Origin of the sequence: Streptomyces sp. NPDC056987 (genome assembly GCF_042673865.1) — a bacterium.
Classification (GTDB): domain Bacteria; phylum Actinomycetota; class Actinomycetes; order Streptomycetales; family Streptomycetaceae; genus Streptomyces.
This window is the reverse complement of record NZ_JBHURV010000012.1, coordinates 160,352-178,448: the sequence shown is the minus strand read 5'-3', so window position 1 is coordinate 178,448 and position 18,097 is coordinate 160,352. Positions and strand designations below refer to the sequence as shown.

The following is an 18,097-nucleotide window of genomic DNA, read 5'->3' as shown; positions in this document are numbered from 1 at the left end:
GCAGGACCGGTCCCGCAGCCGCAGCCGCCCGGGTACGTGCCCGCGTACGTCCGGGGCCCGGTCCTGCGGCGATCCGGTACCTGCCCGCGTAGGCAAGGTCCCGTTTCCGTAGCCACCCCGGTACGTGCCCACGTGCGTCCGGGCCCGGTCCCGCAGCCACGCCGGCCGGTGGCCACGTAGACCGGGCATGTCCAGGGCGCCCCCCCCGCGTGCGGCCCGCCGCGCGCTCGCCGCCCCCGGTCCGTTCCTCTGTTCCCCCGCCGTTCCTCCGCGTGCGGCGGTGACCGTGGGCGGACCTCACGAGCCGTCCTCCGCACGGGGACGGCTCGTCCCCTTCCGTCCCGCGCTGAGGGCGCTGTGACCTGGGAAAGCGCCTGGGGAGATTGAGGTGTCCCTCACCGTAGCCGGAGGTTGACAGGTCGAAGCGCTCAATGCCGGTGTGAGCCTCTTGGAGCCCCTTCCCGAATATGGGGAGTCGGAGGCCGCTCATCCAGGGCGGCACATGCGGACTCAGGTACCGGCAAACCCCCATTCGGGTCGGCGCTACCGGTAGACTGGTGGAAAATCCCGCGTGCTTGCGGGGAACCGTCAACAGATGCTGACACAAGCCGAACGACGCAGCCGACCCCGCTTGCTCGGAGAAACGGCCTGTGCTGTGCCAGAAAGGGCGCTTCGTGGCCGATTCCGGCAACCCCAATGAGAAGATCCCGTCCGCCGCGGCCGGTGAGAACGGTGAGGTGACCGCCTCGTACGACGCCAGTGCCATCACCGTTCTCGAAGGCCTGGACGCGGTTCGCAAGCGGCCCGGCATGTACATCGGCTCGACCGGTGAGCGCGGGCTCCACCACCTCGTGCAGGAGGTCGTCGACAACTCCGTCGACGAGGCGATGGCGGGCCACGCGGACACCATCGACGTCACGATCCTCGCCGACGGCGGGGTCCGGGTGATCGACAACGGCCGTGGTATCCCGGTGGGCATCGTTCCGTCCGAGAACAAGCCGGCCGTCGAGGTCGTGATGACGGTGCTGCACGCGGGCGGCAAGTTCGGCGGCGGCGGGTACGCCGTCTCCGGCGGTCTGCACGGCGTGGGCGTCTCCGTCGTCAACGCGCTCTCGACGAAGGTCTCGGTCGAGGTCAAGACCGACGGCCACCGCTGGACGCAGGACTACAAGCTCGGTGTGCCGACGGCGCCCCTCGCCCGTAACGAGGAGACGTCCGAAACCGGTACGACGGTGACGTTCTGGGCGGACCCGGACGTCTTCGAGACGACGGACTACTCCTTCGAGACGCTGTCGCGGCGCTTCCAGGAGATGGCCTTCCTGAACAAGGGCCTGACCCTGACCCTGACGGACGAGCGCGAGTCGGCGAAGGCCGTCGTGGGCGCGGACGTCGCGGGTACGGACGCGGTGGAGAGCAAGGACGAGGAGCCGCCGGCCCGTACGGTGACGTACTTCTACGAGGGCGGCATCGTCGACTTCGTGAAGTACCTCAACTCGCGCAAGGGCGAGCTGATCCATCCGACGGTCATCGACATCGAGGCCGAGGACAAGGAGCGGCTGCTCTCGGTCGAGATCGCGATGCAGTGGAACGCGCAGTACAGCGAGGGTGTGTACTCGTTCGCGAACACGATCCACACGCATGAGGGCGGCACGCACGAGGAGGGCTTCCGCGCGGCGATGACCGGGCTGGTCAACCGCTACGCGCGCGAGAAGAAGTTCCTGCGGGAGAAGGACGACAACCTCGCGGGCGAGGACATCCGCGAGGGTCTGACCGCGATCATCTCGGTGAAGCTGGGCGAGCCGCAGTTCGAGGGCCAGACGAAGACGAAGCTGGGCAACACGGAGGCCAAGACCTTCGTCCAGAAGATCGTGCACGAGCACCTGACCGACTGGTTCGACCGCAATCCGAACGAGGCCGCGGACATCATCCGCAAGTCGATCCAGGCCGCCACGGCCCGGGTCGCGGCCCGTAAGGCGCGGGATCTGACCCGCCGTAAGGGGCTGCTGGAGAGCGCGTCCCTGCCGGGCAAGCTGAGCGATTGCCAGTCGAACGACCCGTCGAAGTGCGAGATCTTCATCGTCGAGGGTGACTCCGCCGGCGGTTCCGCGAAGTCGGGCCGTAACCCGATGTACCAGGCGATCCTGCCGATCCGCGGCAAGATCCTGAACGTCGAGAAGGCGCGGATCGACAAGATCCTCCAGAACACCGAGGTGCAGGCGCTGATCTCGGCGTTCGGCACGGGGGTGCACGAGGACTTCGACATCGAGAAGCTCCGCTATCACAAGATCATTCTCATGGCGGACGCCGACGTCGACGGGCAGCACATCAACACGCTGCTGCTGACGTTCCTGTTCCGCTTCATGCGTCCCCTGGTCGAGGCCGGGCACGTCTACCTCTCCCGTCCGCCGCTCTACAAGATCAAGTGGGGCCGGGACGACTTCGAGTACGCCTACTCCGACCGGGAGCGCGACGCGCTGGTCGAGCTGGGCAAGCAGAACGGGAAGCGGATCAAGGAGGACTCGATCCAGCGCTTCAAGGGGCTGGGCGAGATGAACGCCGAAGAGCTGCGCATCACCACGATGGACGTCGACCACCGGGTGCTCGGCCGGGTCACGCTGGACGACGCCGCCCAGGCCGACGACCTGTTCTCGGTGCTGATGGGCGAGGACGTCGAGGCGCGGCGGTCCTTCATCCAGCGCAATGCCAAGGACGTCCGCTTCCTCGACATCTAGTCGGTCACTGCTGACGGATTCGACAAGGCCGAAAGGAACACTGACCAGCGATGGCCGACGAGAACACCCCCCAGACCCCCGCTCCGGACGACTCCGGTGACTCCGGCGCCCCCGGTACCCCTGGTACCCCTGTGGCTCAGGAGATCGCCGAGGCCGCCGTGGCGGTCGAGGGGCTGGCGATGCGCGTAGAGCCCGTCGGGCTCGAAACGGAGATGCAGCGCTCGTACCTCGACTACGCGATGTCCGTCATCGTGTCGCGCGCGCTGCCGGACGTACGGGACGGTCTCAAGCCCGTGCACCGCCGGGTGCTGTACGCGATGTACGACGGCGGTTACCGGCCCGAGAAGGGCTTCTACAAGTGCGCCCGCGTCGTCGGTGACGTGATGGGTACGTACCACCCACACGGCGACTCCTCGATCTACGACGCGCTGGTCCGTCTCGCGCAGCCGTGGTCGATGCGGATGCCGCTGGTGGACTCCAACGGCAACTTCGGTTCGCCGGGCAACGACCCGGCCGCCGCCATGCGGTACACCGAGTGCAAGCTGATGCCGCTGTCGATGGAGATGCTCCGGGACATCGACGAGGAGACCGTCGACTTCACGGACAACTACGACGGCCGCAACCAGGAGCCGACGGTCCTGCCGGCCCGGTTCCCGAATCTCCTGATCAACGGCTCGGCGGGGATCGCCGTCGGGATGGCCACCAACATCCCGCCGCACAACCTGCGGGAGGTCGCGGCCGGCGCGATGTGGGCGCTGGAGCACCCGGAGGCCTCGCACGAGGAGCTGCTGGACGCGCTGATCGAGCGGATCAAGGGCCCCGACTTCCCCTCGGGGGCCCTGGTGGTGGGCCGTAAGGGCATCGAGGAGGCGTACCGGACGGGCCGCGGCTCGATCACGATGCGCGCGGTGGTCGAGGTCGAGGAGATCCAGAACCGCCAGTGCCTGGTGGTCACGGAGCTGCCGTACCAGACCAACCCGGACAACCTCGCCCAGAAGATCGCCGACCTGGTCAAGGACGGAAGGGTCGGCGGCATCGCGGACGTCCGCGACGAGACGTCCTCCCGTACGGGGCAGCGCCTGGTCGTCGTCCTGAAGCGGGACGCGGTCGCCAAGGTCGTGCTGAACAACCTCTACAAGCACACCGACCTGCAGTCCAACTTCAGCGCGAACATGCTGGCGCTGGTGGACGGGGTGCCGCGCACGCTGTCGCTGGACGCGTTCATCCGGCACTGGGTGGCGCACCAGATCGAGGTCATCGTCCGGCGTACGCGCTTCCGGCTGCGCAAGGCGGAGGAGCGGGCGCACATCCTGCGCGGTCTGCTCAAGGCGCTGGACGCGATCGACGAGGTCATCGCGCTGATCCGGCGCAGCGACACGGTGGAGATCGCGCGTGAGGGCCTGATGGGGCTGCTCACGATCGACGAGATCCAGGCGAACGCGATCCTGGAGATGCAGCTCCGCCGGCTGGCGGCCCTGGAGCGGCAGAAGATCGTCGCGGAGCACGACGAGCTCCAGTCGAAGATCAACGAGTACAACGCGATCCTGGCGTCGCCGGAGAAGCAGCGCGCCATCGTCCGTGAGGAACTGGCCGTCCTCGTCGACAAGTTCGGCGACGACCGGCGGTCCAAGCTGGTTCCCTTCGACGGCGACATGTCCATGGAGGACTTGATCGCCGAGGAGGACATCGTCGTCACCATCACGCGGGGCGGCTATGTGAAGCGTACGAAGACGGACGACTACCGCTCGCAGAAGCGCGGCGGCAAGGGCGTCCGCGGGACGAAGCTCAAGGAAGACGACATCGTCGACCACTTCTTCGTCTCCACGACCCACCACTGGCTGCTGTTCTTCACGAACAAGGGCCGGGTCTACCGGGCGAAGGCGTACGAGCTGCCGGACGCGGGCCGGGACGCCCGGGGGCAGCATGTGGCCAATCTGCTCGCCTTCCAGCCGGACGAGCAGATCGCCGAGATCCTCGCGATCCGGGACTACGAGGCCGTTCCGTATCTCGTTCTCGCAACAAAGGCGGGGCTGGTCAAGAAGACGCCGCTCAAGGATTACGACTCTCCGCGGTCGGGCGGTGTCATCGCGATCAACCTGCGGGAGACCGACTCGGGCGCGGACGACGAGCTGATCGGCGCCGAGCTGGTGTCGGCGGAGGACGATCTGCTGCTCATCAGCAGGAAGGCGCAGTCGATCCGGTTCACGGCGACGGACGACGCGCTGCGGCCGATGGGCCGTGCCACGTCCGGGGTCAAGGGGATGAGTTTCCGCGAGGGCGACGAGCTCCTCTCCATGAATGTCGTCCGGCCCGGTACTTTCGTCTTCACTGCCACGGACGGCGGATACGCGAAGCGGACGGCCGTCGACGAGTACCGCGTCCAGGGCCGTGGCGGCCTCGGCATCAAGGCCGCCAAGATCGTGGAGGACCGCGGGTCGCTCGTCGGCGCGTTGGTGGTCGAGGAGACTGATGAGATCCTTGCCATCACCCTCGGCGGTGGTGTGATTCGCACGCGAGTCAACGAAGTCAGGGAGACGGGCCGTGACACCATGGGCGTCCAACTGATCAACCTGGGCAAGCGTGATGCCGTCGTCGGTATCGCGCGCAACGCCGAGGCTGGCCGTGAGGCCGAAGAGGTCGACGGGAGCGATGACCCGGCGGCCGAAGAGTCCGGTACGGCCGAGGTCGCCGGGGGCAGCAAGCCTCCGGCCGGGGAGCACGAGGAGTAAGCGTGAGCGGAGCCACGGGCGCCGGATCTGCCGCTTCCGGAGCGAACGGTGCCCGTGGCTCTGCCACGGACTCCCAAGGGAGTGCGGTGACCGATACCAGGGGGAACAAACCCCCGTACGACACCTATGGCGCTGGGCAGCCGCAGCCGGCCGCTCAGCCGTACCACCCGCCGCAGGCGTATCCCTCTCCGGGCGGCGGAGCCACTCAAGCCGGACAGGGACCCATGCCGACGGCACACCAGGGTCAACAGGGAGCTTCCGTGACATCTGCCCCTTCCGCCACCGGGACCGCCCGGACCACCGGGCCCGCCGGTGCCGCCGGATCCGCCGCGCCGCCGCCGGCGGGCCCGGCCGCCGCCTCCGCCACGGCGTCGGTGCGTCTGCCGAGGACGGGCGCGCGGACCACGCCCCGGACGCGCAAGGCGCGGCTGCGGGTCTCCAAGGCCGACCCGTGGTCGGTGATGAAGGTCAGCTTCCTGCTCTCCATCGCGCTCGGTATCTGCACGATCGTGGCGGCGGCGGTGCTGTGGATGGTCATGGACGCGATGGGCGTCTTCGCGACCGTCGGCGGGACGATCAGCGAGGCGACGGGGTCCAACGAGAGCAACGGGTTCGACCTCCAGTCGTTCCTGTCGCTGCCGCGGGTGCTCGTCTTCACGTCCGTCATCGCCGTGATCGACGTGGTGCTGGCGACGGCTCTGGCCACGCTCGGGGCCTTCATCTACAACCTTTCCGCGGGCTTCGTGGGCGGCGTCGAGCTGACGCTCGCCGAGGACGAGTGAGGTCCGGGTCATCGATTTTGGGGCTGGCCCTGAAGTGCGCTAATCTTCAGGGGCAGCGCGGGGCTATAGCTCAGTTGGTTAGAGCGCATCCCTGATAAGGATGAGGCCACAGGTTCAAATCCTGTTAGCCCCACCGCGAATGTCGGCCCGTACGGAGATTTCCGTACGGGCCGATTGCATGGTGCGGTTCTTTCCGTACTGTCCTGCTGAGCGACCGTTCTTTTACTGTCGGTGTCCACCCCTGACGAAGACGGCAGTTGGGGTGTGGACAGGTCACCGATCGATATCGATCGGTGTGTATAGTCGGGCGCCAGAAGTCCCCTACGTCAAGGAAAGACGAGGTCGCGCGGTGAAGAAGCTTCTCTTGGTCGCACTGGCCGCCATCGGCGGGCTCCTCGTGTACCGCCAGATCCAGGCGGACCGCGCCGAGCAGGATCTGTGGACGGAGGCGACCGACTCCGTGCCCGCAGGTTCGGGTGTGTGAGACGCAGCAGTCCTGATGCGAGCCCCGGTCGCCGAGCGGCCGGGGCTTCGTGCTGCCCGGGCACCGCCCGGCCCGCCGGCCCGTCGGGCCGTTCCGCCGGGCGGTGGAGGGACAGCGGGCAGACACGGGCGCGGCTGCCGGGGCAGGATGGGACCTCGCAGGCGGAACGTGGGCACAGGCAGGGGGAGAAGCGCGTGAACGGGCAGCGCAGCAGGGGCCGGGTGGCGTCGGCCGCGACGTCGGTGATGTGCGTGGCGGCGGCCATGGGCGCGGTGGTGGCAGTGCCGGGGCAGGCGTGGGCGGCCGGCGGGCCGGCTCCGTACGCCTTCGAGCCCGGCGGACGGCCGATCGCCGGCGCGACGACCACGAGCGACGCGAAGACGCTCGACACGGGCGCGGTCTACCGTGACGCGATCGAGCCGGGCGAGAAGCGCTTCTACCGGCTGGACCTGACGAAGAACACGAGCGACTACGTCTCGGCGGTCGCGGTGCCCGAGCCCGGTACGAAGGTCGCCTACGGGGACCAGATCGAGGTCTCCCTCCAGAACCGCGAAGGCACCGACTGCGGCTCGAACCGGTCGAATTTCGGTGCGCAGGGCGTGTACGCCCGGCCGATCGCCGCCTACGCCTACCGCGTGATCGAGGAGGGGGCGTCCACCTGCCAGGAGTCGGGGACGTACTACGTCGTCATCGAGCGCACCAGTGACAGCAAATCCTCTCCCGCGCCGTGGGAGCTGGAGATCCGGCACGTCACCGAACCCGGGCTCAAGGAGACCGGACCGGCCGAGGCTCCCTCCCAGTGGCCGAGCGCCTCCCCCGAGCCGGTCGCGGGAACCGTGCGCGAGCGGGCGGGCGGCAGCGGTTTCGCCGACGCCAAGGGGCTGGAAACGGGCGAGTGGACGACGCGGATCGAGCCGGGTGAGTCGCTCTTCTACCGGGTGCCCGTCGACTGGGGGCAGCAGCTCTTCGCCAGCGCGGACCTCGGCAGCTCGGACGGGGACAAGTTCGTGGGCGGCGCGTTCTCCGTGTCGCTGTACAACCCGGCGCGCGGGTTCGTGGACGGCAGCAACGCGGTGTCGTACGACGGCAAGCAGAAGACGACGGCCCTCGATCCGCTGCCGCCGGTGGCCTACGAGAACCGCTTCGGCAGCCGCTCCGGCGACCAGGACATGCGGTTCGCGGGCTGGTACTACCTACGGGTGGACCTCAGCCCGGAGATGGCCGCGGCGTACGGGAGGAAGCCGTACGGGCTGACGCTGCGGGTCAACGTCAAGGGCACGCCGAAGGCCGGACCCGGGTACGACGGGCCCGCGGGCCTGTTCGCCGTGACCGACGACGACCGGGACGCGGCCGCGTCCGGGCAGGGCGTCCAGGACGCGGCGAAGAGCGACACGATGGCGCTGGTCGCGGCGGGCGGGATCGGCACGGGCACGGTGCTGGTGCTCGGCCTCGGGGTGTGGACGCTGCTCGCGCGGCGCGGCGGCGACGGGGGCCGGGACGGGGCCGCACCGGCGCGGTGAGGCGTACCGCGGCGCGGTGAGGCGTACCGCGGCGCGGTGACGGCCACGCCGGCCCTAGCGGGCGCGCTGGGCCGCACCGAGCGCGCTGCGGCCTTACGCGGCGCGGACGGCCCGTACGCGTCGGCTCCGCGTGTCAGACCTGGGTCAGCGCCCAGAAGCCGACCGCGAAACAGGCCAGCGCCAGCAGCAGGACCGGGACCGTCACCTTCGGGGGCGGTCCCGGGCGCCTGCGGGGCGCGTGGTGGGCGACGGTACGGGGCGCCTGCGGGGTCTCGGCGGTGTACGGGCGCGTGAGGCTGTGGTCCTGCCGTACGGCCGAGGTCGGGGCCTGCGACTGGGCCAGCTCGGCCGGCGAGGGGTACGGCTGGGGCTGGGGCTGCGCGTACGGCTGCGGGAGGGGTGCCGCCTGGGGCTGCGGCCGGGACTCCTCGTGGCGGGCCGGCGGCGGGGGGAGATGGAAGCTGCCGGTCTCCGACATGGAGGTGGGGGGCGCAGGCGCGGGCGTGTGCGGGGACGCGGCGGACGGATCGGCGGGCGGCTCCGGCGTCGGTGCCGGTGTCGCCTGTGGGGCCGGAACCGGGGGCGGTGGCGGTGTCGGCTCGGGCTGCGGGGCCTGCTGCGGCTGCGGCTGGGGTTCCGGTGCCGGCTCCTTCACGGGGCCGGAGGGGCCGAACCCGGGCGGCAGCGGACCGATCTGGTCGAAGATCTCGACCGGCTCCTCGTCCTCCCCGGCCTCGGGCAGCAGATCCACGGCCGTCGTCAGCGCCTTGCGCGCGCCCGTGGCCGTACGGAACCTGGCGTGCGGGTCCGGCTGGACCAGCCCGGCCAGGACCTGCCACAGCGGCTCCGGGATGCCCTGCGGCGCGCCCGGGGTGCCATGTGCCTCGAAGTGTTCGACGAGCGCCTTGGCGTCGGGTTTCTGACCCTGCAGCAGGTAGAGCGCGACCAGGCCGACCGCGAAGAGATCGGCGGGGAAGTCGGGCTCCGCGCCCATCAGCTGCTCGGGCGCGAAGTAACCGGGTGTCCCCACCACGTAGTTGGTCTCCGTCAGCCGCGGCTCCCCCTTGCGCATGGAGATGCCGAAATCGGACAGGCGCAGGTGCGGCCGCGCCGTTCCGGTGGCGTCGAGCAGGATGTTGGCCGGTTTGATGTCGCGGTGCACGACCCCCTCCGCGTGCACCGCGGCCAGACCGGCGAGGAGCTGATCGAGCAGGGTGCAGACGAAGCGCGGCGGCAGCGGGCCGTAGTCGCCGATGACATGCGCCAGCGACCCGCCGGTCACCAGGTCCATGGTGAACAGCACCTTGTCGTCGTCCGCCGCCCAGCTCGCCGGGGCGAGGACATGCGGATGATCGATCCGGAGCGCCTGCTCGCGGACGAACCGGAGCAGGGTGTGCGCGTCGCTCTGCTGGAGGACCTTCGCGGCCACGTAACGGCGGCGCCGGTGGTCCCAGGCACGCCAGACGGCGCCCACACCGCCGCGGCCGATCGGGTCGATCAGCTCGTACCGCCCCGCGAAGACCTCACCCATGGTGCCGCGCTCGCTCCCCGTCGTCGTGTCCGGCGGACTTCCGCCCTTGCCCTTGCCCGTGGCCGGTACCGCGTCAGCTCTGGTGCGCCTCGTAGTGGGCGACCGCGTCCGCGGTGCGTCCGGCACCGTAGACCCGGAGGAACTCTGCCAGTTCGGGCTGGGTCGGGGCGAGGGAGTCCGCCGCGTCTATGATGTCGCCGGCCGCGGCGACCGACCGCAGCAGGGACTGGATCTCCCGCACGACCCGGCGCACGGTGGGCGCGCCCGAGCTGTTCGTGGTCTGGCTGGTCCCGGTCAGGACGGAGCCCCCCTGGGACTTCTTGATCTCCTCCATCCGGTCCGTGGCCTCCCCGGCGCTGACGCTGCCGTCCGCCACCTGACCCGCCAGATCCTGCAGCGCCTGCACCCGCTGGACCACCGCGGGGTTGCCGATCTTCGCGCGCTGGCCGCTCATCAACTGAGAGAGCATCGGAGCGGACAGCCCCAGCACGGCCGCGAGCCGCGCCTGGTTCAGGCCCAGGTCATCGATGAGGCGACGGAAGAGCGCCCCCAACGGCTCCCCGTACCAGCTTCTCTGGAGCTCTCTGGCTCTGGCAGTCGATTCCTGCTGTGCGGCATCCATACGCGTCTCCCCATCGCTTCCCCAATGCGGCAGCTTCACTGCTGCGAACCTCGTGGGGCATCTTACGGAGCGTGGTCGCGGACGGGGAGCCCCAATCGTTTTGCGGGATCACCTGGTGCACCCGGTACTCTGGTGCGCGGTGACGGGAGTGCCGGTCTCTGCTGGTCGGCGTACCCATTCGTCCCGGGGCCTTAGCTCAGTTGGTAGAGCGCTGTCTTTGCATGGCAGATGTCAGGGGTTCGACTCCCCTAGGCTCCACAAGTAGATGCCCTCTGGCCTGCGGAAACGCGGGTTATGGGGGCATTTTTCGTGCCCGTAGGTGGGCGCGTGGGTGCTCGTCGGCCCCTTGGGAGCCCTGGCCCGTCCCGCCCGCACCGTCCGCCCGCACCGTCCCGCCCGTACCGTTCGGCCTGCCCCGGCACGTCCGGCGGCGCATCGGCCGCACCAATGGTCACCGGCACTCTGCGCGTCCGTACGCGCTGCCCGCCCTCGTCCCCCGCCTGTCGGATCGGACCGCGCCGACCGTCTTGCCGGTTCGGCAAAGACATTTGCCGCTTGCGGACACGTGTGTGCAGGCTCCGTCCAGAAGGTTCTGGCTCACCACCGAAAGCCGGTGCCTCTTGGACTCGGTCGTGTTCCCGCATTCGCCGGGAACGCCTCCGGCTCGTCGAGCAGCCCGCCGGTGGTCGAAATACCCGAGGAAGCAGCAGATGGAAAACAGCCATGTCGTGATCATTCCGATTGAGATCGACGAGGAGAAGGAGAGCGCTTATCTCGACGCCTGGCAGGACGCCGCGGAGGTGATGGCGGCTCAGCCCGGTTTCATTCGGACGTACATGTTCCGCACGATCGTTCCGGGGAGCACATTCTCTCTCGTCAACGTGGCGGAATGGGAGTCCACCGCGCACTGGGAAGAGGCGATGAACGTCTGCCCGATGATGGGACAGCAGATAGCCGTCGTCCATGCCTCGAACTACGAGGCGGTCCGGACGGTCCTGCCCGCCACGAAGCAGGGCCCGGGCTCCGGCGACGGTCACCTGCCCGCCGACCTGTCTCCTGTCGAGGCGCGTCGCCGCGTCGTGGACGGGGAACTCACGCTGGTCGATGTCCGTGAGGACGATGAATGGGCGGCGCGTCACCCGGTCGGCGCCGTCCATGCGGCGCTCAGCACCTTGCCGGCCTCGCTGTCGGATCTGCCTGACGGCCCACTGGCCTTCGTCTGCCGCACGGGCACACGCAGCGTGCAGGGCGGCGCGCAGGCGATCCGCGCGGGCCGGTCCTCCGTCCACAGCGTGGCAGGCGGTCTTGAGGCATGGGAAGCGGCGGGGCTGCCGGTCACCCTCCCCGGCGCGGTGGACAACGGCGGCCGTGCCGAAGCCGCGGTACGTGAGGGCTGACGAAAGCAGAACCGGCGGACAACCGTCGCACGCGTCCGCCGGAATGAGGCCGGCCGGGTACGCCATCCGCCTCGCGTCCTTCGGGAATTCACCTGCGCCATTTCGGACCGCGGCTCGGAGTGGTGGGGGTGTTCCGGAGCTGCGGCGGCGGTTTCCCGAGAAGAAATCACCCGGGTACGTGATCCCGGAAAGGAGTCGCACCATGTTTTTTGTCGACACCCTGGAATTCGAGGGTCTGGGCAACCGTAGTTACCTGGCGGGCGGTCCGAGAACGGCGGTCGTGGTCGATCCGCCGCGGGACGTCGATCAGGTGATCGCCACCGCCGCTCGGCGAGGGGTGCGCATCGCGTATGTGGCGGAAACGCACCTGCACAACGACTACGTCACCGGCGGGCTGGAACTGGCCCGCCTCACCGGCGCCCGCTACCTGGTCCCGGCCGACGCCGGCGTCTCCTTCCCTCGCACCCCCGTCGCGGACGGGGACACGTCCGAGGTGGACGAGCACCTGGTGCTGCGTGCGATCGCCACCCCGGGCCACACCCCGCACCACACCTCGTACGTCCTGGAGGAGGACGGCCGCGCGGTGGCGGTCTTCACGGGCGGCTCGCTGCTGATCGGCTCCGTGGGGCGTCCGGACCTGGTGGACCCGCGGCTGACCGAGCACCTGGCCCGCGCGCAGCACGCCTCCGTCCACCGGTTGGGGGCGACGCTCGACGACGAGGTGCCCGTGCTGCCCACGCACGGCTTCGGCAGTTTCTGCTCCTCCTCCCAGGCCGAGGGCGATGCGAGCACGATCGGCCGGGAACGCGCCGGCAACGACGCTTTCACCCTGGATGCGGACACCTTTGTGAAGCAGATCCTGGCCGGGCTGGAGGACGTGCCCGCCTACTACACGCACATGGGCCCGGCCAATGCCGCCGGCCCCGCGCCCGTCGACCTGACCCCGCCCGAGCCCGCCGACGCCGCACAGATCGCCGAGCGGCTGGCGGCGGGTGAGTGGGTGGTGGACCTGCGCAACCGGGTTGCCTTCGCCGACGGCCATGTGGCCGGATCGTTCAACTTCGAGGGCACCGGCAAGTTGGCCACCTATCTGGCCTGGCTGATCCCGTGGGGCAAGCCGGTCACCCTGCTCGGCGACACCCCGGCGCGGATCGCCGACGCGCAGCGGGAGCTGACCCGGGTCGGTATCGACCGTCCGGCCGCCGCCGCCACCGGAGATCCGGCCACCTGGGTCCGTGCGGGGGAACCGCTCGCCTCCTTCCCCCGCGCCCGCTTCGCCGACCTCGCCGACGCACACGAGCGCGGCGAGGACGAGGGCGTGGTGGTGCTGGATGTGCGCCGGGATTCCGAACGCGCGACCGGCTTCATCGAGGGCTCCGTGCACATTCCGCTCCACGAACTGCACGGCCGGACCGGCGAGATGCCGGACGGCACGGTGTGGGTGCACTGCGCCGGCGGGATGCGCGCCGCGATCGCCGCTTCCTTCCTGGACGCGGCCGGACGGAAGGTCGTCGCCGTCGATGACGACTTCGAGGCCGCCGCCGGTACGGGCCTGAGCATCACCCGGCCCTGAAACCCCTGCTCCACCCGTACAGAAGGCATGCGATGCACCTCTTCCGCCACGGTCCCGGCCGCCTCTTCCGCCACGGTCCCGGCCGCCACGGCCCCGAACACGCCCACCCCCGCGTCACCGGGACCGGACCGCCGGTGACGGACGGCGGCGGACCCAGCGGGCGAATAGCGTGACCGCCCTGATCCTGGCCCTGATCGCGGGAGCCGCCGTCGGGCTGGCGCTCGGCGCCCTCGGCGGCGGCGGCAGTGTCCTGGCGGTGCCCGCGCTGATCTACCTGCTCGGCTTCACCCCTGCCGCGGCCACCACCGCCGGCCTGATCATCGTCACCGCCACATCCCTGACCGCCCTGTACGCGCACGCCCGGGCCGGGCGGGTGCGGTGGAAGGCCGGAGCGGCGTTCGCAGCCGCCGGGATCCTTCCGGCGGCTGCCGCCGGGGCCGCCGCCGCCCATGTGCCCCAGACCGTCCTCACCCTTGCCTTTGCCGCCGTAGCCGCCCTCTCCGCCGCCAACATGCTCCGGCCCGCCGACACCGCGCGCTCCGGGAGCGGCGGCGTACGGCCGGGCAAGGCAGCCGGGGCCGGGGCCGGCCTGGGCACGCTGACCGGACTGCTCGGCGTGGGCGGCGGCTTTCTCGCCGTCCCCACCCTGGTCACCGTCCTGGGCTTCGAGATGGAGGCCGCGGTCGGCACCAGCCTGCTGGTCATCACGGTCAACTCGCTCGCCTCCCTGGCCACTCGCTCCGGCACCGCCGCCTCGCTCGACTGGGCGGTGATCGGCCCGTTCGTCGGAACCGCGATCCTCGGCGCCTGGGACGGCAAGCGCATGGCCGCGAAGGTCTCCGGGCCCCGCCTGCAACGTATCTTCGCGATGGTCCTGCTGGCCGTGGCCGCCTTCATGCTCGCCGACGCCGTGACGTGACGGGCCTGCACCGTCCGACGGGTCGAATCAGCCGCTTGTCCCGACGCGCCGGGTGAAGGTGTCGGCGAGGCGGTGGGCCAGCGCGCTCGCCTCGTCAGGGGTGGCCAGGCCGGTGAGGGACTGCAGTGCGCCGCCGTGCACCAGCAGGACGAGTCCGTGTGCGGCGGCCCAGGCCAGCAGCGGCACATCGTGCGCGTCGGCACTGAGTTCCCCCGTGGTCTCCATCGCGGTGCCGACCAGGATCGAGAACGACTCGCGGTGCGCCCGGACCAACTCGGGGTCGTCGCGGTCGAGTTCGACGGAGCGGAACATCAGGTCGAACAGCTCCGGATTATCCAGGCCGAAGTCCATGTAGGTGCGCCCCAGCGCGGTGAAGCCGGCCGCGGGATCGGTCGAGTCCTTGACGGCTTCCGCCAGGGCGTCGCCGAGTTGCGCGAATCCCTCGACGGCGAGCGCGGTGAGCAGGCCGGCGCGGTTGCCGAAGTGCCACTTGGGGGTGGCGCGCGAGACCCCGGCGCGGGCCGCGATGGCCCGCAGACTGAGGCCGCCCGTTCCGTTTTCCAGCAGCTCGGCGCGGGCCGAGGCCAGCAGGGCGGCACGGACGTCGGTCGGATAGGTGGCGTCGGATGCGGGCGTCATGAAGCGATTCTGACAGAACGGTTTGACACCGTCAAAGTGGAGGAGCACAGTGGAGCCAAGAGACTTTGACGCCGTCAAACTAGGAGTTGGTCATGCCGGCCTCTTCCGCGAACTCCGCAATCCGACCCGTTCTCCCTGGCGCTTCGGCGCGTCGCGGCCGGTCGCCCCGCCGAGTCCGGGACACCTTCCGGGCGCTTCACCTCGGCGCCGCGGCCGTGCTGCTCGTGTACGTCTACGGGCCCGACGGCCTGACCGAGGCCATGCGGCCGTGGCTGCGACTGCTCCTGTTCCCGGTGCTGAGCCTGAGTGGACTCGCCCTGTGGAAGCAGGCACAGCTGCGCCGATTCCTTGCCGGGGTACGCGGCAAGGACCGCGCCCCCCTGTCGTCCTGAACCCCGCACCGACCCTTGGAGGTCTGTCATGTGTCGCTGGTTCGTCCGCCGTAACGTCCGCGCGGCCTTCGCCGCGCTCTCCCGCGGAGAGATGTCGCTGCTCGACACCATGGCCCCGGACGTGCATCACGCCTTCCCCGGCCGCGGCGCGCTCGGCGGTGAGCGCACCACCCGCGACGACGTCGCCGCGTGGCTGGCCCGGCTCCACCGCGTCCTGCCGGGCCTTCAGTTCCAGGTCCGCGCCGTCGCGGTCGACGGCTGGCCCTGGCACACCACCGTCGGCGTGGAGTGGACCAACGAAGCGCTCCTGCCCGACGGCAGCATGTACACGAACACCGGCGCGCACGTCCTGACCCTGCGCAACGGAAAGATCGTCGCCTTCCACGCCTATCTCCACGACGTCGAGGCCATCGACGACGCCTTGGACCGGGTCGCCGCGAGCGGCGTCGGCGAAGCCGCCGCCCCGGCCATCGTCTCCTCGCGTGGGGTGCCGGGGCCCGGCCCGGGGTGGCCGGAATGAGGCGCTCACCCTCGTCCGTAAGGTAACGATTCGATTACGCGCCTGCTGTGGGGCGGGTAGTGTTGATCTCGGGAAACGCCGTCCGTCGCCATGCCTTCCGTCGCGCGCCCATGACCTGACAGCCCCAGCGTCAGCTCATGCGCCGGCCCTCGTGGTGACAGGTGACATGGGTGTCGCTCCGTCTCCTGTGAAAGCGGGAAGCCTCTGTGAGCCATCCCTCCACTCCCGGTGAAGAGCTCTCGCTCGTCGTCGCGGAACGGGTCGAATCCGCCGACGACGTAGCCGCCCTGACCCTCCGCCACCCCGGTGGCGAGCCGCTCCCGCGGTGGCGGCCCGGCGCCCACGTCGACCTGCTGCTCGACAACGGGCAGGTCCGCACCTACTCGCTGTGCGGCGACCCCGGTGACCGGTCGTCCTGGCGCATCGGCGTGCTGCGCGTCCCGGACGGCCGCGGCGGCTCGGCGTACGTGCACGGCACGCTGCACGCCGGGGCGCCGGTACGGGTGCGGGGGCCGCGCAACCACTTCGCGCTGCGGGCGGCCGGGCGCTACCTGTTCGTGGCGGGCGGCATCGGCATCACGCCGCTGCTGCCGATGATCGCCGCCGCCGAGGCCGCCGGGGCGCGGTGGCGGCTGCTGTACGGCGGCCGGACGCTCTCCTCGATGGCCTTCCTGGACGAACTGGCCGGCTACGGGGACGCGGTGACCGTCCGTCCGCAGGACCGGTACGGCCTGCTCGACCTCGACGGCCTCCTCGGCGAGCCGGACGACGGCACCCTCGTCTACTGCTGCGGCCCGGAGCCGCTGCTGGCCGCCGTCGAGGAGCGGTGCCGCGCGTGGCCGCCCGGGGCGCTGCGGGTGGAGCGCTTCCGGGCCAAGGAGCCGGAGGAGCCGGAGCCGGAGGAGCGGGCGGCGGCGACGGGCGGCGTTGCGTTCGAGGTGGTCCTCTCCCGGTCGGGGCACACCCTTCAAGTGCCTCCGGGGAAGAGCGTATTGGAGACGGTGCGGAAGGCCGGGGTGTCCGCGCTCTCCTCCTGCGCCGAGGGCATCTGCGGCACCTGCGAGACCGAGGTGCTGGAGGGCGAGCCGGACCACCGGGACTCCGTGCTCAGTGCGGAGGAGCGGGGGTCCGGCGAGACGATGATGATCTGCGTCTCCCGCTCCCGCGGCCCCCGGCTGGTCCTCGATCTGTGACGGACGCGTCCCCCGAAAGCACCATCCGACAGGACGCCCGACCGTCGGGCGTCTCCCCTCACACGAGAGCGGAGTCCATGAGCACCACACAGGCAGACCAGGCAGACCAGGGAAACCGGGCGACTGACACGGCGACGGAGACCGGGAAGGGCTGGCACGTCGACGACCGCTGTCTGAACTGCAACATCGCCCGTCAGATCGCCCCCGGCATGATCGGCTACACGGAGGGCGGGGAGTACGGCGGCCTGTCGACGGTCATCCGCCAGCCCGAGACCGCGGCGGACGTCGAGAAGCTGTACCTGGCCGCGCACGCCTGCCCGACCCGTTCCATCCACCCCCCGGCCGACGACCTCGGGGCGGACTCGGACCCGTACCCGATGGCGCTGGACGAGGACGCGACCGTATACCTCTGCGGGCACGCCTCCCCGCAGACCTACGGGGCCACCTCGTACCTCCTGCGCCGTCCCGACGGCACCGGGATGATGATCGACACCCCGCGCTGGCGGCCCGCGCTCGCCCGGCGCTACGAAGAGAAGGTCGGCAGGATCACCGATGTCCTGATCACCCACCTCGACCATGTGGCGCACGCCCGGAAGTACGCCGACGCCTTCAAGGCCCGGCTGTGGATCCACGAGGGGGACCTCCACTCCCTCCCCTCGGCCGACCAGGTCATCCGGGGCACGGACCCGGTCGAGATCGGTCCTGGCGTGATCGCCCACCCCTTCCCCGGGCACACCGCGGGCTCCACGCTCTTCATCGCGGACGAGAAGTTCTGCTTCTCCGGCGACGCGTTCTTCTGGTCGAACGGTCAGCAGACCCTGGAGGTGGCCCACAGCGTCGTCTACGACTCGATCACGACCCTCGCCGAGTCGGTGGCCCGTGGCGCCGAGGAGCTGACCTTCGAGTGGGTGCTGCCGGGCCACGGTGATCTGCGGCACCTCCCCGCCGACGAGATGCGGGAGCGGATGCGCGGTCTCGGCCGCCGCGCCGCGACCTACCCCGCCGAGGGCATCGACTACGGGGCCGTCCGCTACTGACGGACCCCGGTACGGGCCGACCCGGGC

The 18,097-nt window shown here is 70.5% G+C and carries 15 protein-coding genes and 2 tRNA genes; 14 read left to right on the top strand and 3 right to left on the bottom strand.

Annotated features, from left to right (window positions below; genetic code table 11):
* The first annotated feature begins 650 nt into the window (after positions 1–650).
* From gyrB to ACFTZC_RS16870, 6 genes are all read left to right on the top strand, one after another.
* Positions 651–2,732 (top strand): DNA topoisomerase (ATP-hydrolyzing) subunit B, encoded by a 2,082-nt coding sequence (gyrB, locus tag ACFTZC_RS16895; protein ID WP_382890295.1) that lies wholly within the window; start codon positions 651–653, stop codon positions 2,730–2,732.
* Between the two features lie 50 nt (positions 2,733–2,782).
* Entirely contained in the window at positions 2,783–5,461 is a 2,679-nt protein-coding gene (gene gyrA, locus ACFTZC_RS16890) for a DNA gyrase subunit A (RefSeq protein WP_382890293.1), read from the top strand.
* Positions 5,462–5,547: 86 nt separating this feature from the next.
* Entirely contained in the window at positions 5,548–6,243 is a 696-nt protein-coding gene (locus ACFTZC_RS16885) for a DUF3566 domain-containing protein (protein ID WP_382890291.1), read from the top strand.
* A 59-nt stretch (positions 6,244–6,302) separates the two neighbouring features.
* Positions 6,303–6,376, top strand: a tRNA-Ile gene (locus ACFTZC_RS16880).
* 216 nt (positions 6,377–6,592) lie between these two features.
* Positions 6,593–6,727: a DLW-39 family protein gene (locus ACFTZC_RS16875; RefSeq protein ID WP_003958712.1), complete on the top strand. Its 135-nt coding sequence runs from the start codon at positions 6,593–6,595 to the stop codon at positions 6,725–6,727.
* Between the two features lie 194 nt (positions 6,728–6,921).
* The gene (locus tag ACFTZC_RS16870; RefSeq protein ID WP_382890289.1) at positions 6,922–8,247 is read left to right on the top strand and encodes a hypothetical protein; all 1,326 of its coding nucleotides are present in this window, start codon (positions 6,922–6,924) and stop codon (positions 8,245–8,247) included.
* Between the two features lie 133 nt (positions 8,248–8,380).
* Here ACFTZC_RS16870 and ACFTZC_RS16865 read toward each other — a convergent pair whose 3' ends face one another.
* Both ACFTZC_RS16865 and ACFTZC_RS16860 read right to left on the bottom strand, forming a co-directional pair.
* On the bottom strand, positions 8,381–9,778 hold the full coding sequence (locus tag ACFTZC_RS16865) for a serine/threonine-protein kinase (RefSeq protein WP_382890287.1): 1,398 nt from the start codon (positions 9,776–9,778) through the stop codon (positions 8,381–8,383).
* A 73-nt stretch (positions 9,779–9,851) separates the two neighbouring features.
* Positions 9,852–10,400 carry a DNA-binding protein gene (locus tag ACFTZC_RS16860; RefSeq protein WP_329822797.1) on the bottom strand — a complete coding sequence of 183 codons (549 nt, stop codon included), beginning with the start codon at positions 10,398–10,400 and terminating at the stop codon, positions 9,852–9,854.
* Positions 10,401–10,585: 185 nt separating this feature from the next.
* Here ACFTZC_RS16860 and ACFTZC_RS16855 point away from each other — a divergent pair.
* The 4 genes from ACFTZC_RS16855 (at position 10,586) to ACFTZC_RS16840 (ending at position 14,289) form a co-directional block, all read left to right on the top strand.
* A tRNA-Ala gene (locus ACFTZC_RS16855) sits at positions 10,586–10,658 on the top strand.
* Positions 10,659–11,032: 374 nt separating this feature from the next.
* Positions 11,033–11,797, top strand: a complete 765-nt coding sequence (locus ACFTZC_RS16850; protein ID WP_382890286.1) for a rhodanese-like domain-containing protein — start codon at positions 11,033–11,035, stop codon at positions 11,795–11,797.
* A gap of 202 nt (positions 11,798–11,999) precedes the next feature.
* Positions 12,000–13,370, top strand: coding sequence for a rhodanese-like domain-containing protein (locus ACFTZC_RS16845; protein ID WP_382890285.1), 1,371 nt, complete (start codon positions 12,000–12,002; stop codon positions 13,368–13,370).
* A gap of 169 nt (positions 13,371–13,539) precedes the next feature.
* Positions 13,540–14,289 carry a sulfite exporter TauE/SafE family protein gene (locus tag ACFTZC_RS16840; RefSeq protein WP_382890283.1) on the top strand — a complete coding sequence of 250 codons (750 nt, stop codon included), beginning with the start codon at positions 13,540–13,542 and terminating at the stop codon, positions 14,287–14,289.
* A gap of 27 nt (positions 14,290–14,316) precedes the next feature.
* On the opposite strand, the gene ACFTZC_RS16835 is transcribed toward ACFTZC_RS16840, so the two are convergent.
* Positions 14,317–14,928 (bottom strand): TetR/AcrR family transcriptional regulator, encoded by a 612-nt coding sequence (locus ACFTZC_RS16835; RefSeq protein WP_382890281.1) that lies wholly within the window; start codon positions 14,926–14,928, stop codon positions 14,317–14,319.
* A gap of 215 nt (positions 14,929–15,143) precedes the next feature.
* On the opposite strand from ACFTZC_RS16835, the gene ACFTZC_RS16830 reads away from it, so the two are divergent.
* The 4 genes from ACFTZC_RS16830 to ACFTZC_RS16815 all read left to right on the top strand — a co-directional run bounded on the left by ACFTZC_RS16830 (position 15,144) and on the right by ACFTZC_RS16815 (position 18,070).
* On the top strand, positions 15,144–15,320 hold the full coding sequence (locus tag ACFTZC_RS16830) for a hypothetical protein (protein WP_382890279.1): 177 nt from the start codon (positions 15,144–15,146) through the stop codon (positions 15,318–15,320).
* A 28-nt stretch (positions 15,321–15,348) separates the two neighbouring features.
* Entirely contained in the window at positions 15,349–15,840 is a 492-nt protein-coding gene (locus ACFTZC_RS16825) for a nuclear transport factor 2 family protein (protein ID WP_382890277.1), read from the top strand.
* Positions 15,841–16,046: 206 nt separating this feature from the next.
* Entirely contained in the window at positions 16,047–17,033 is a 987-nt protein-coding gene (locus ACFTZC_RS16820) for a PDR/VanB family oxidoreductase (RefSeq protein WP_382890275.1), read from the top strand.
* Between the two features lie 77 nt (positions 17,034–17,110).
* Complete coding sequence (locus tag ACFTZC_RS16815; RefSeq protein WP_382890273.1) at positions 17,111–18,070, top strand: MBL fold metallo-hydrolase; 960 nt, start codon at positions 17,111–17,113, stop codon at positions 18,068–18,070.
* Positions 18,071–18,097 lie beyond the last annotated feature (27 nt).

Coding starts and splice junctions, on each gene's coding strand:
- gyrA (WP_382890293.1), top strand. CDS start 2,783: ATGGCCGACGAGAACACCCCCCAGACCCCCGCTCCGGACGACTCCGGT.
- ACFTZC_RS16865 (WP_382890287.1), bottom strand. CDS start 9,778: ATGGGTGAGGTCTTCGCGGGGCGGTACGAGCTGATCGACCCGATCGGC.
- ACFTZC_RS16860 (WP_329822797.1), bottom strand. CDS start 10,400: ATGGATGCCGCACAGCAGGAATCGACTGCCAGAGCCAGAGAGCTCCAG.
- ACFTZC_RS16845 (WP_382890285.1), top strand. CDS start 12,000: ATGTTTTTTGTCGACACCCTGGAATTCGAGGGTCTGGGCAACCGTAGT.
- ACFTZC_RS16835 (WP_382890281.1), bottom strand. CDS start 14,928: ATGACGCCCGCATCCGACGCCACCTATCCGACCGACGTCCGTGCCGCC.
- ACFTZC_RS16825 (WP_382890277.1), top strand. CDS start 15,349: ATGTGTCGCTGGTTCGTCCGCCGTAACGTCCGCGCGGCCTTCGCCGCG.
- ACFTZC_RS16815 (WP_382890273.1), top strand. CDS start 17,111: ATGAGCACCACACAGGCAGACCAGGCAGACCAGGGAAACCGGGCGACT.